At 60.9% G+C, this 12,929-nt stretch carries 15 protein-coding genes; 14 read left to right on the top strand and 1 reads right to left on the bottom strand.

Features of this window, described 5'->3' with window-relative positions:
- Positions 1–325 precede the first annotated feature (325 nt).
- The 13 genes from flgF (at position 326) to fliP (ending at position 9,285) form a co-directional block, all read left to right on the top strand.
- The gene (gene flgF / locus AC1D1Z_RS19645; RefSeq protein ID WP_028734025.1) at positions 326–1,060 is read left to right on the top strand and encodes a flagellar basal-body rod protein FlgF; all 735 of its coding nucleotides are present in this window, start codon (positions 326–328) and stop codon (positions 1,058–1,060) included.
- 21 nt (positions 1,061–1,081) lie between these two features.
- The gene (gene fliI / locus AC1D1Z_RS19640) at positions 1,082–2,479 is read left to right on the top strand and encodes a flagellar protein export ATPase FliI (protein ID WP_018244807.1); all 1,398 of its coding nucleotides are present in this window, start codon (positions 1,082–1,084) and stop codon (positions 2,477–2,479) included.
- A gap of 2 nt (positions 2,480–2,481) precedes the next feature.
- Positions 2,482–3,024 (top strand): flagellar protein, encoded by a 543-nt coding sequence (locus tag AC1D1Z_RS19635; protein WP_131703069.1) that lies wholly within the window; start codon positions 2,482–2,484, stop codon positions 3,022–3,024.
- Positions 3,025–3,201: 177 nt separating this feature from the next.
- Positions 3,202–3,594, top strand: coding sequence for a flagellar basal body rod protein FlgB (gene flgB / locus AC1D1Z_RS19630; protein WP_027685990.1), 393 nt, complete (start codon positions 3,202–3,204; stop codon positions 3,592–3,594).
- 4 nt (positions 3,595–3,598) lie between these two features.
- Positions 3,599–4,015 (top strand): flagellar basal body rod protein FlgC, encoded by a 417-nt coding sequence (flgC, locus tag AC1D1Z_RS19625; RefSeq protein WP_027685989.1) that lies wholly within the window; start codon positions 3,599–3,601, stop codon positions 4,013–4,015.
- Positions 4,016–4,017: 2 nt separating this feature from the next.
- A complete protein-coding gene (gene fliE, locus AC1D1Z_RS19620; protein ID WP_028734021.1) occupies positions 4,018–4,359 on the top strand; it encodes a flagellar hook-basal body complex protein FliE in 342 nt (113 codons plus the stop codon).
- Positions 4,360–4,378: 19 nt separating this feature from the next.
- Positions 4,379–5,167, top strand: a complete 789-nt coding sequence (gene flgG / locus AC1D1Z_RS19615) for a flagellar basal-body rod protein FlgG (RefSeq protein ID WP_028734020.1) — start codon at positions 4,379–4,381, stop codon at positions 5,165–5,167.
- Between the two features lie 15 nt (positions 5,168–5,182).
- Positions 5,183–5,665: a flagellar basal body P-ring formation chaperone FlgA gene (flgA, locus tag AC1D1Z_RS19610; protein WP_018244812.1), complete on the top strand. Its 483-nt coding sequence runs from the start codon at positions 5,183–5,185 to the stop codon at positions 5,663–5,665.
- Positions 5,662–6,783, top strand: coding sequence for a flagellar basal body P-ring protein FlgI (locus AC1D1Z_RS19605; RefSeq protein ID WP_027685986.1), 1,122 nt, complete (start codon positions 5,662–5,664; stop codon positions 6,781–6,783). The genes flgA and AC1D1Z_RS19605 overlap by 4 nt, the downstream gene beginning before the upstream one ends.
- Positions 6,780–7,322: a MotE family protein gene (locus tag AC1D1Z_RS19600; RefSeq protein ID WP_018445813.1), complete on the top strand. Its 543-nt coding sequence runs from the start codon at positions 6,780–6,782 to the stop codon at positions 7,320–7,322. The genes AC1D1Z_RS19605 and AC1D1Z_RS19600 overlap by 4 nt, the downstream gene beginning before the upstream one ends.
- Positions 7,319–8,035, top strand: a complete 717-nt coding sequence (flgH, locus tag AC1D1Z_RS19595; protein WP_003556536.1) for a flagellar basal body L-ring protein FlgH — start codon at positions 7,319–7,321, stop codon at positions 8,033–8,035. The genes AC1D1Z_RS19600 and flgH overlap by 4 nt, the downstream gene beginning before the upstream one ends.
- A 12-nt stretch (positions 8,036–8,047) precedes the next feature.
- Positions 8,048–8,551 (top strand): flagellar basal body-associated FliL family protein, encoded by a 504-nt coding sequence (locus AC1D1Z_RS19590; RefSeq protein ID WP_130813311.1) that lies wholly within the window; start codon positions 8,048–8,050, stop codon positions 8,549–8,551.
- Entirely contained in the window at positions 8,548–9,285 is a 738-nt protein-coding gene (gene fliP, locus AC1D1Z_RS19585; protein ID WP_018244816.1) for a flagellar type III secretion system pore protein FliP, read from the top strand. Before AC1D1Z_RS19590 ends, fliP begins: the two co-directional genes overlap by 4 nt.
- A 242-nt stretch (positions 9,286–9,527) precedes the next feature.
- Here the strand turns inward: fliP and AC1D1Z_RS19580 are convergent, their stop codons facing one another.
- Positions 9,528–11,444: an O-linked N-acetylglucosamine transferase, SPINDLY family protein gene (locus tag AC1D1Z_RS19580; RefSeq protein ID WP_028734016.1), complete on the bottom strand. Its 1,917-nt coding sequence runs from the start codon at positions 11,442–11,444 to the stop codon at positions 9,528–9,530.
- A gap of 445 nt (positions 11,445–11,889) precedes the next feature.
- Here AC1D1Z_RS19580 and AC1D1Z_RS19575 point away from each other — a divergent pair, with 445 nt between their 5' ends.
- Positions 11,890–12,795, top strand: a complete 906-nt coding sequence (locus AC1D1Z_RS19575) for a flagellin N-terminal helical domain-containing protein (protein WP_477851602.1) — start codon at positions 11,890–11,892, stop codon at positions 12,793–12,795.
- Positions 12,796–12,929: the final 134 nt, after the last annotated feature.

Here is a 12,929-nt window from a genome sequence, read left to right as displayed (position 1 = left end):
TCGCCGCCCATGGCCATGAAGCTGCCGACGATACAGCCGCAAGTCACTATAAATCCGATAATGATATTCATCGTCAGCCCAATCTGAACGTTGCTTTTCTTTGAGACGGATAGGGTTTCTGCCTTGCGTGAGGCTGATGAAAGGCCCGATCGCGAGGCATTTCCGCGTGCCAGCTTCGCGCAAGCATCTGCCGTCAGTCTAAAGGAGACGAATGGGTGCCCGCGCCCGTTTCTGAGATGCCGCCTCAGCGAAATCCCGGCCGAACCACTCAAGACGACGCCCGGCTTTTCGTCCCGTTCATCGCCAATGCTTGGAGCTTACCGACATGCAATCCGGTCTTTATGTTTCTCTGTCGTCGCAGATGGCCCTCGAAAAGCGTCTGAACACCATCGCAGACAACATGGCGAACGTGAATACGACCGGTTTTCGCGCCACCGAGGTGAAGTTCGATGAGATGGTGGCGAATACCAAGAACAAGCTGAACACCAAGGTCGCCTTCGTTTCCCAGGGCAACGACTATCTGAACGAGGGAAACGGCGAACTGCAGCACACCGGCAACATGCTGGATTTCGCCATCAAGGGTGATGCCTGGTTTTCGCTCGATACGCCGGCCGGCCGCGTCCTGACGAGGGATGGCCGCTTCACGATCAAGGAAACCGGCGAACTTGTTTCGATCCGGGGATATCCGGTTCTCGACGCCGGCGGTGCCCCGATCCAGCTGAACACCAAAGGCGGCGAGCCTGCCGTCGGCACCGACGGCATCATCTATCAGGGAGACCGCCAGGTCGCTTCGCTCGGTCTGTTCGAGGCCGATATCAGCAAGGGTTACTTGCGCTACGAAAACAGCGGCATCATGACCACCGACCAGCCGCGCGCCGTCGTCGACCGCTTCAATGTCGGTGTCGAGCAGGGTTATCTCGAAAACTCCAACGTCAACGCCATGCGCGAGATCACCCAGCTGATCGAAGTCAACCGCGCCTTCGAAAGCGTCTCGTCGCTGATGCGCGACAGCGAAGATTCCTTCAAGGAAGCCGTCCAGACACTTGGGGGCAGCCGCTAGGCGAAAGTTGAAAGTTAAAGCATGAGCACCACGCTACTGTCTGAGGACGGCCTTTCCCCGAAGCTGGCGCATCTGGCGGGCCTCGTCGACCGATACGCATCGCCGGAGTTCGCAGTTGCCCATGGCGGTCGCGTGCAGACCATCGCCGCCGGCCATTACACGGTCCACGGTCTCTCCCGCCATGTTCGTCTCGGCGAGTTCGTGGCCCATAAATCGGCGACCGGCATTCATCTGGGCGAAGTCGTGCGCGTCGAGCCGGAACTGATCTATGTCTGCCCGATCGAACCCGGCGAGCCGATCGGCATCCACGATACCGTCATCCGCAAGGGCGCCTTCCGTATTTCACCGTCTGACAGCTGGTGTGGGCGCACCGTCAACTCGCTCGGCGAGCCGATCGACGGGCTGGGTCCGGTCACCGAAGGGCTCGATCGCCGCTCGATCTCCAATACCGCGCCGCCCTCGATGACCCGCAAGCGTGTCGAGACCGGCTTCAAGACCGGCGTGCGCGCGATCGACATCTTCTCGCCGCTCTGCCTGGGGCAGCGCCTCGGCATCTTCGCCGGCTCCGGTGTTGGCAAGTCGACACTTCTGTCCATGCTCGCACGCGCCGATGCTTTCGACAAGGTTGTCATTGCGCTCGTTGGCGAACGCGGCCGCGAGGTGCGGGAGTTCATCGAGGATACGCTCGGCAGCAATATGAGGAAGGCGATCGCCGTCGTCGCAACCAGCGACGAGAGCCCGATGCTTCGCAAGATGGCGCCGCTGACGGCCGTCACCATCGCCGAGCATTTCCGCGACAAGGGCGAGAACGTCCTCTTCATCGTCGACAGCGTCACGCGTTTCGCCCATGCGATCCGCGAGGTGGCGACCGCCTCCGGCGAGCCGCCGATCGCGCGCGGCTATCCCGCTTCCGTCTTCACCGAGCTGCCACGCCTGCTGGAACGCGCCGGTCCCGGCCCCGAGGGCGCCGGAACCATCACGGCGATCATCTCGATCCTCGTCGACGGCGACAATCACAACGACCCGATTGCCGATTCGACGCGCGGCATCCTCGATGGCCATATCGTCCTGCAGCGCAGTCTCGCCGAAGAAGGGCGTTATCCTCCGATCGATCCGCTTGCCTCGATCTCGCGTCTTGCCCGCAAGGCCTGGACGCCGGACCAGGAAAAGCTGGTGTCGCGGCTGAAGGTGCTGATTCACCGCTTTGAAGAGACGCGCGACCTGCGCCTGATCGGCGGTTACCGCCAGGGTGCCGATCCCGATCTCGACATGGCGGTCAAGCAGGTGCCAATCATTTACGACGTCCTGAAACAGTCTCCGGGCGACCGCGACTCGCCCGATGCCTTTGCCGATCTCGCCGGCGCGCTCAAGGCTGCAGCCGGCATGGGCAATCAGGGCGGCCCCATCCAGAGGAGATAGACGTGACTGAATTTGACGACGAACGCATCGCTTCCCTGAAGCAGCGCAGGAAAACCGTCATCCTGGATCGGCTGCTGACCTTTACCGGCCTGGCGCTTGCCGGCGCCTCGGCTTTCTTCCCCTGGTACGTGTTCTTCAACGCGGAAAAGTTCGGCATCAATGTTGCCACCAGCAGCAATTCGCGCGAACTGCCGGATTGGCCGGCGCGTAACGTCTTCAGCGTCTCGCCGCTTGCCATGGTCAACAAGAACGAGGGGGACAAGAAGGCCCCGCCGATTGATCCGCTGACGACCGCTACGGTGTCCGATCTCGGCAAGGAGCGCGATGGCGGCCCCATATTGGAGGATCAGCCCTTCCCCGGCAAATCATCCTTCCGACTGCTGCATGTTTCCAACGGCCGGGCGCTGATCGAGGATCCCTCCGGCATGTATGTGGTGCGCATCGGCTCGATCCTGCCCGATGAAAGCCGCCTTGCGACACTTGAGCAGCGCGACGGCAAATGGGTGATCGTCACCTCCAAGGGCGAGACCTACCAGAACAACTGAACCTGTCTGCAAACCCAGGCAACAGGGGCTCCGCCGCGAACCGGCCGGAGCCCCTGTTCTTTTGCCCCTGTTCTTTTGATGGCGGCGTTCGCACAAAAGCCTCGCGAAGCCTGAATTCCCGTAAGTCCCACGCAAGATTACCGCACTAGGTTCGGGACAGTAAAAACGGAGAGTTTCATGCAACCAATCCAACTTTTCGACTTGGCTTCGCGACAGGCGGAATGGCTGACGATTCGTCAGCAGGTTGTTGCCGGCAACATCGCGAATGCCAATACCCCGAAGTTCCACGCCAAGGACGTCACGCCCTTTGACGCTGTGCTCGACAAGTCCGACATCGCCATGGCGCGCACCAATCCGGCGCATCTGAGCGGTAACGATTTCAGCAACAGCGGCGATATCGACGTCAAGGACGCTGCACTCGACCAGGAAATCGGCGTCCAGGAATCCGGCAATACCGTCGGTTTGGCCGAGGAGCTTTCCAAGTCGGGCGATATCAAGCGCCAGTATGATTTGAACACCTCGCTGGTCAGTTCCTTCAACCGCATGATGTTGATGACCGTCAGAAGGTAAAGTCATGGATCCGCTTTCAGCAGCAATGAAAATCGCCGGCTCCGGGCTCGAAGCGCAGTCAACGCGCCTGCGCATCGTCTCGGAAAACATCGCCAACGCCCGCTCGACCGGCGACACGCCCGGCGCCGAGCCCTATCGGCGCAAGACGATTACCTTCGGCCAGCAGATGGATCGCGCCAGCGGCGTCGAGACGGTCGGCGTCAAGAAGGTCGGCGTCGACGAAGGCGACTTCAGCACTGAATTCGATCCCAGCAACCCGGCTGCGGACCAGAAGGGCGTCGTCAAACTGCCGAACGTCAACATCCTCGTCGAGATGGCCGACATGCGCGAAGCCAACCGCTCGTATGACGCCAACCTGCAGACCATCAAACAGACCCGCGATCTCATCTCCTCCACGATCGATCTCCTGAAGAGCCAATAATAATGATCAGCAGCGTCCAGAATGTCAGCAACCTTTCGATGACCCGCGCGCTCGGCGCCGTCGACACCGAAAATTCCGCCTCGTCGTCTGCCGCCACCATGCCGGGCGCCGCCGGTGCGGCCAATGGCATGAGCTTCGCCTCGGTCATGGGCAACATGGCGAGCGACGCGGTCAGCAGCCTGAAGGGTGCGGAAAGCATGTCCTTTGCCGGTATCAAGGGCACGGCGACGACGCGTGAAGTCGTCGATTCCATGCTCCAGGCCGAGCAGACGCTGCAAACCGCGATTGCCATCCGCGACAAGGTCGTCTCGGCCTTTCTCGAAGTCACCAAGATGCAGATGTAACTGATTTGAGGACGAACACATGAGAGCGCTCGCCATCGCAGCAACGGGCATGGATGCCCAGCAGACCAATCTGGAAGTCATCGCGAACAACATCGCCAACATCAATACGACGGGTTTCAAGCGCGCTCGCGCCGAATTCTCGGATCTTCTCTACCAGACCGAACGTGCCAAGGGTGTCGCCAACCGCGCCAACCAGGCCGTCGTTCCGGAAGGTGCCAATATCGGCCTCGGCGTCCAGACCTCGGCGGTCCGCAACCTGCATCTCCAGGGCGAACTGACCCAGACCGGCAACGATCTCGACGTGGCGCTGATCGGCAAGGGCTTCTTCCAGATCCAGTCGACCGACGGCACGACGCTTTACACCCGCGCCGGCGCCTTCAACAAGAACGACCAGGGCCAGCTCGTCACCATCGACGGCTACGAGGTCCTTCCCGGCATCACCATTCCAACAGGCTCGACCGAGCTGACGATCAGCCGCTCCGGCCAGGTTTCTGCCAAGCTGCCGGGTGCGACGGATGCGACCGTGCTCGGTCAGTTGACGCTTGCCGACTTCGTCAACGAGGCGGGTCTCCAGCCGCTCGGCGACAATCTCTTCCAGGAAACGCCGGCCTCCGGCGAAGCCGTCATCGGCAATCCCGATGAGGAAGGTTTCGCCTACATGAAGCAGGGTTATCTGGAATCTTCGAACGTCGACCCGGTGAAGGAAATCACCGAGCTGATCTCGGCCCAGCGCGCTTACGAAATGAATTCCAAGGTGATCACCACCGCTGATGAAATGGCCTCCATCGTCAGCAAGAACCTGAAGTAAGGGAAGGGCCGAAACATGATGTTTTGCCGGGCAGGACACATCTCAGGATGGGTGGCGGCAGCCACGATCGCAGTCGCGGGCATTATCTTGCCTGCGAACGCGGATGCCGGCATGGGTTATGCCGTCGTCCCGACCACGATCATCTACCCCGGCGACACATTGTCGGCCAGCCAGCTTCAGGAGGTCGAGGTCACCAACCCCAACCTCGCTGGCGACTATGCCAAATCCGTTTCGCAGGTCGAAGGCATGGTTTCCAAGCGCACGCTGTTGCCGGGCCGCACCATCTCGGTTTCGGCCCTGCGCGAGGCCTATACCGTGACCCGTGGCTCTTCGATCCGCCTGGTCTTCTCGCTCGGCGCGATGACGATCTCCGCCGCCGGCACGCCGCTCGAAGATGGCGCGACCGGGCAGGTCGTCCGCGCGCGCAATATGGATTCCGGTGTCATCGTCAGCGGCACGGTGCTTGCGGACGGCACGGTCCATGTGAGGGCAAAATGAAATTGTTCTTCCGTTTCGTTACTCTTGTCGCGGTTCTCGCCATGAGTTTGGCTGATGTCGCGCCCGCCTGGGCGCTGACCTCCCGCATCAAGGACATCGCCTCCCTTCAGGCCGGCCGCGATAACCAGCTGATCGGTTATGGCCTCATCGTCGGCCTCCAGGGGACCGGCGACGGCTTCCGGTCCTCGCCCTTCACCGAGCAGTCGATGCGCGCGATGCTGCAGAATCTCGGCATCTCGACGCAGGGCGGCCAGTCCAACGCCAAGAACACGGCGGCCGTGATGGTCACCGCCAACCTGCCCCCTTTCGCAAGCCCCGGCAGCCGTATCGACGTGACGGTGAGCTCGCTCGGCGATGCGACGTCGCTGCGCGGCGGCACGCTCGTCATGACCTCGCTTTCCGGCGCCGACGGCCAGATCTACGCTGTCGCGCAGGGTGCCGCCATTGTTTCCGGTTTTCAGGCGCAGGGCCAGGCGGCGACGGTCACCGAAGGCGTCACCACTGCCGGCCGCGTGCCTGGCGGCGCGATCATCGAGCGCGAACTGCCGTCCCGCTTCAAGGATTCGGTCAATCTCGTCCTGCAATTGCGCAACCCCGACTTCTCGACGGCGATCCGTATCGCCGACATCGTCAATGGTTATGCCTCGGCGCGCTTCGGCGGCCCGGTTGCCGAAGCCAAGGATTCGCAGGAGGTCGTGATCCAGAAGCCGCGCACGGCCGATCTCACCCGGCTGATGGCCGATATCGAAAATCTCATCGTCGAGACCGATACGCCGGCCAAGGTGGTCATCAACGAACGCACCGGAACGATCGTCATCGGCTCGGACGTCCGCGTCTCGCCGGTTGCCGTCAGCTACGGTACCCTGACGGTTCAGGTCACCGAAACGCCGCAGATCATCCAGCCCGAACCTTTCTCGCGCGGCGTAACCGCCGTCCAGCCTCAGACCGATATCGCCGCGGAGCAGACCGGCGGGCGCGTCGCGATCATCGACGGCCCTGACCTCCGGACCCTCGTCGCCGGCCTCAACAACATCGGGGTGAAACCGGATGGTATTATCGCCATTCTCCAGGGCATCAAATCGGCAGGCGCCCTGCAGGCGGAGCTTGTGCTGCAATGATCAAGATCATCAACCCTGACATGACGGTCCTGCAATTGCTGCGCCGTCTGGCGCTGCCGGCCGCGGGCCTCGTCCTTCTGTCGATCCCCGGCGCCTTCGCGCAGGAACATGCGCCGGCTGGCGACATCACGTCCCAGGACGAGATCAAGCAGTTCTGTACCAACATTGCCGAGCCCGCCCGCGACCAGCGTTATCTCCTGCAGAAGCAGGAACTGGAAAAGCTTCGCGCCGACATCGACGCCCGCATGGCGGAGATGGACAAGCGCAAGGCCGAATATCAGGACTGGCTGAAGCGGCGCGACGATTTCCTGAAGCAGGCGGAAGCCGGCCTCACTGAGATCTACAAGAAGATGAAGCCGGATGCGGCCGCACTCCAGTTGCAGGACATGAAGATCGAGGTGGCTTCCGCCGTGATCATGCGGCTCGGCCCGCGGCAGTCGAGCCTCATCCTCAACGAGATGGACCCGCAGAAGGCCGCTGCCATCGCCAGCGTCATCGCCAGTGCGTCCGATCCCAATACGTCGAAGGATCCTTCATGAATATGCGTTTCCCGGCCGCGATCGCCGCCCTCGCACTCCTTGCAGGTTGCCAGTCTCCGACGGCGGTCAGCGAGATCGGCCGCGCGCCCGCCATGAGCCCGATCGGAAGCGGTCTTGCCTACGGTCAGACGCCGCAGATGGCGCTCTATCCGAAGCAGCCGCGCGCCGTGGCGCAGGGCTACTCGCTGTGGAGCGATTCGCAGGCCGCTCTCTTCAAGGATGCGCGCGCGCTCAACGTCGGCGACATCCTGACCGTCGACATCCAGATCAATGACAAGGGCTCCTTCGACAACGAGACCAACCGCAGCCGCAAGAATTCGAGCGGCATGAACTGGGACGTCAACGCCCAGATCTTCGGCTGGACGCCCGAGTCCAAGACCGATCTGACCTATGGCTCCGATACCAGCACCGACGGCAAGGGCAAGATCGAGCGCACCGACAAGCTCACCCTTCTGGTCGCCGCCGTCGTCACCGGCATTCTCGAGAACGGCAACCTCGTCATATCGGGCTCGCAGGAAGTCCGCCTGAACCAGGAACTGCGCATCCTGAACGTTGCTGGTATCGTTCGTCCGCAGGACGTCAATGCCGAAAACCAGATCTCCTACGACAAGATCGCCGAAGCCCGCATTTCCTATGGTGGCCGCGGCCGCCTGATGGAAGTGCAGCAGCCTCCGCGCGGCCAGCAGGCCGTCGATCTTTTCTCGCCGCTTTGAGGCTGAACGACGATGGCAGAGCCAGACGCAAGCGCAGGTCAACCGAAGAAATCCGGCACGCTGATGACGATCATCGGCGTCGTCGTCCTGACCCTGCTCGGCGCCGGCGGCGGCTGGGCGGTCGGCACGATCGTCGCGCCCAACATCAAGGGTGCCAAGGAGGTCGAGCAGGCCAAGGATGCCGAGGCCAAGAAAAAGGCCGAGGAAGGTCTGGCGCGCATCTCGACCGAGGCCAACAACGTCGTCCAGCTCGAGCCGATCACCTCGAACCTCGCCTACCCCTCGGAAAACTGGGTGCGACTCGAAGTCGCGCTGCTGTTCAACGGGCCGCCGGATGTCAAGGTTTCCGAGGATATTCATCAGGATATCCTCGCCTATATCAGAACCGTTTCCCTTCAGCAGATCGAGGGGCCGCGCGGCTTTCAATATCTCAAGGATGACATACAGGAACGTGTTGACCTTCGCTCGCAAGGGCGGGTATCGAAGATCATGTTCAGGACATTTGTCATCGAATGATTCGTCTCATAGTTTTCCTTGCCGCCATGATGGCGGTACCGGAACTGGCGGTGGCACAGCAGCTGCCGACTGACTTGTTGAATGTGCCGGTCGATGGCTCCGTCGCCGCCTGGATCATCCGCACATTCGGCCTGCTGACTATTCTTTCGGTCGCGCCGGGCATCCTGATCATGGTGACGAGCTTCCCGCGCTTCATCATCGCCTTCTCGATCCTGCGCTCAGGGATGGGCCTCTCCTCGACGCCTTCCAACATGATCCTTTTGTCGCTGTCGCTGTTCATGACCTTCTATGTCATGTCGCCGACCTTTGATCAGGCCTGGCAGAACGGCGTGCAGCCGCTGCTTGCCAATCAGATCAACGAGACTGAGGCGGTCCAGCGTATCGCCGAACCCTTCCGCACCTTCATGGCGGCCAATACCCGCGACAAGGATCTGGCGCTCTTCGTMGATCTGGCGCGCGAACGCGGACAGAATATCCAGACGACCAATCCGATCGACTACCGCGTGCTGATCCCCGCCTTCATGATTTCTGAGATTCGCCGCGGCTTCGAGATCGGCTTCCTCGTCGTGCTGCCGTTCCTCGTCATCGACCTCATCGTTGCCACAATCACCATGGCGATGGGCATGATGATGCTGCCGCCGACCTCGATCTCGCTGCCCTTCAAGATTCTCTTCTTCGTGCTGATCGACGGCTGGAACCTGCTCGTCGGCAGCCTGGTGCGCTCGTTCAGCTAGAGCGGTTCAGCTTTTAACGGAAGCGCAGAACCGCTCTATCCTTTTGTTTTTACGCAATTCCGGACGGAAAACCGCTTCGCACTTTTCCTGGAATTGCTCTGACCGGCTGCCGCTGCTTGATATTCGCCAATGAGAAAACCCGCCGGATCGCTCCGGCGGGTTTCTAACTATGCAGCCATCCCAAAGTGCTGCAGCGCCCGTTGCGCGTCTGAACCGACGCGCAACGGAGTGCGGATCGAACCTCACTCGGCCGCGAACGGCGCCGTGCGCGGCGGCAGCGCCGGAATGTCCATGTGATCGGGTGCAAGACCCTGCTTGGCACGCTCGGCCATGATTTCATAGGCCTGCTCCAGATGGTCGCAGAACCGTTCGGCATCGAAGAGCGGCGCGATATAACGCTTCTCCTTGAGATGCGCCTTGTATTGCGCGATCCGCGCGGGATTCTGCGCCAGTTCGACGGCAAGATCCTCATAGGCCTGCAGGTCGCTTGCCACGAGTTCGGGCAGGTCGATGGCCCTGAGCAGGCTCTCGCTGACGCGTGAGGCGAAGTTGGTGCCCTTGACGGTCAGGACCGGCAGGCCGCCCCAGAGCTGCTCCGAAGTGGTCGTGTGGCCGTTGACGGGGAAGGTGTCGATGCCGATGTCGGCCGCCTGCTGACGGTCGATGTGCTCTTCGTAGGGCGCGCGCGGGCAGAAGATGATCCGCTTGGCGGAGATCCCCGCCGCCTGGAATTGCTTCAAGAGGTTCGCCTGGTTGCGCGGCGTGTTCGCCATCAGCCAGAGCACGCTGTTCGGCGCGCGCTTGAGGATGCGGCACCAGCTGTCGATCGTCTCCGGCGTGATCTTGCGGTTGCCGTTGAAGGACGCGAAGATGAAGGCGTCTTCCGGCAGGCCGAGCTGCTCGCGGGTGACAGGGCGTGGCTTCGGGCGATGCATCGGGTCGTTCGGCTGGTAGCTCTCCGGCAGCCGGCAGAATTTCTCATGGTAGAAGGGCTTCGCCACCTCGGGCAATACCGAATGGTCGCCGATGACGTAGTCGAGATCGATATTGACCGTGCTGCCGGGGAAACCGAGCCAGCCGACATGCACCGGCGCGAGCGGCAAATTGAAGGCCGACGCGCGGCTGCCCGAAGTATGGCCCTTCAGGTCGACCATGATGTCAATATTATGCTCGCGCACCGCCGCCAGCATCCCCTGGTCGGAGAAGCCATGAACAGTAACGATCCGGCCCCAGCGGCTGCGATCGGTATTGTTGTGCTTGAGGTATTCAGGGCCAGTATGGCAGAAGAGCGTCACCTCGAACCGGTCCTTGTCGTGCAGTTCGAGGATGCGCTGCAAGAGCTTCATCGTGGCGTGGCGATCCCAGAAGTCCGATGACATGTAGCCGATCCGGATCTTGTCCGACCAGCTGTGCGGCTGGTTGCGGCGGAGGGCCACCCGTTCCGGGTTGAGGGGGGTGGTGCCGATCGTCGCATATCGGTTGAAATCCTCGTTGCCGCACCAGTGCAGATGATAGAACGGGTTATCCTTGCGCAGGATCTCGACATCGCCCTTTGCGAGTGAGGCATCGATCACCGCCTGATGTTTGCTTGCCTCTTCGAACTCATTGAATTCGCGGGCGAAAACCAGATGCAGGAAGCGGAATGCAAGATTGCCTGGAAACCGCTTGAAGAGGTTGCGCGAGAGGCTCTGGTTGGTTGCATCGTTCAGATCGTCGCTCAGTAGCAGGGCTGCCAGGCGCATATGATCGGGATTGGCGCTCTGCGACAGCACCGTCTTGAACGGGCGGATGATATCCCGCTGCTGCCGCTTCAGATAGATCGCGGTGATGATGAAGGCGAGTTCCGGGTCTTCCTGCGCCTTGCTAAGGTTTCGCATGGCGATCAGCAGAGCATCGTCCTCGCTGCCGGTCTCGTAGTGCAGCTTGGCCGCCTGTTTCTGGTATTCGTAGGAGTTCGGTCCTTCGCAGTTGCCGGCCAGGCCATAGGCTTTCGCGGCATCGGCCTTGAAGCCGAGCTGCACGAGGTTCTTGGCCAGCAGCGCATAGGTCTTGGCGTCCTGCTGAATATCCATCAGCTGGTTGAGCGTTGCCAAGGACTGTGTGTAGCGGCCCATCTGGTAATCCTTGGATGCCGCAGAGAACGAAACTTTGCTGTTCAAAACCCAACTCCGTGAAGGAAATGTTCTGGCGTCGACCGCCGAGGCACGGACAGGCCGTCCTCCGCAAAAACGGGCGGATCGGTCCGATGGTGCTATCCCGGCGCCTGCCACATTGGCATTCGAAGCTTGCTTGAAACCGGTGCGCTTGGTGAACCTCTGTTTTCGAGGGGAAATGCCGACTTTTGCCTAGGGAAAACGCTTGGTTTTCAAGAGAATTAGAGTGCCAAGGAATATATTCAGCAAGCATTAACTATCCCCTGCGAGGAGCCGGCCTGGGGCCTGTATTTTTAAGGAGTTGGCAAGCATTGGCTGCGAGATTGCCCTGGACATGACGGGTTTGGGCCAAACAAAAAAGGCGCCGAGTAGCATGAAGCTGGTCCGTCATCGCCGGTACTATAGTCCGGTATGTCCTCCTTTTGTATCTAGTTTTCCAGGGGACAGACTTATGACAAGCATTAACACCAATACTTCCGCGCAGGCCGCTCTCCAGACGCTGCGTAGCGTTAACCAGAGCCTCAACAACACGCAGAACCACGTTTCTTCTGGTTACCGCGTTGAAAAGGCTTCGGACAACGCTGCTTACTGGTCGATCGCAACGACCATGCGCTCGGACAACAAGGCACTTTCCRCCGTTTCCGACGCTCTCGGCGTAGGCGCTGCCAAGGTCGACACCGCTTACACCGCCATGGACAGCGCCATCGATGTCGTCGGCGACATCAAGGCCAAGCTGGTTGCCGCGACTGAAAACGGCGTCGACAAGGCCAAGGTCCAGGAAGAAATCGGTCAGCTGCAGCAGCAGCTCCTGAGCATCTCTCAGTCGGCTTCCTTCAACGGCGAAAACTGGGTTGCCGGCGCCTCTGGCACCAAGAGCGTCGTCTCCTCGTTCGTCCGCGACGGCTCCAACGCCGTTTCGATCACCACGACCGACTACGTTCTCGACAGCGGCTCTGCGGGCAACGTTCTGTTCGGCATGAGCGGCGGTTCGGTCGAAACCTCCACCGGTATCCTCGGCACTTCGAGTGGTGCGACCGGTTCGATCTACGCGATGGACATCACCAACTTCACCGCCGGCCAGATCCAGTCGGCTCTGACCAACGTTGAAGCGGCTCTGAAGGCCATGACCAGCGCCGGCGCTGCTCTCGGTTCGCTCTCCAGCCGCATCGACGCCCAGGACGACTTCGTGTCTGCTCTCAGCGACTCGATCGACTCCGGTGTCGGCCGTCTCGTCGATGCCAACATGGAAGAAGAATCTTCCAAGCTCAGCGCCCTGCAGACCCAGCAGCAGCTGGCGATCCAGTCGCTGTCGATCGCGAACTCCTCTTCGCAGAACATCCTGTCGCTCTTCCGCTAAGACCGGTCGGCACAAGGTTTCCAAGTTTCGCGGCCGGGTCATCCCCGGCCGCGAAATGTTTTAATATAAGGTTAATGAAAATCCTTCTAAGCCTCAGATATTTTTGAATAATTTCCGATCTCGATTTAGCTTTC

Source organism: Rhizobium sp. P1_E1 (assembly GCF_056406015.1).
Note: the sequence above shows the minus strand (reverse complement) of the source record. Positions and strands in the feature narration are given on the sequence as shown.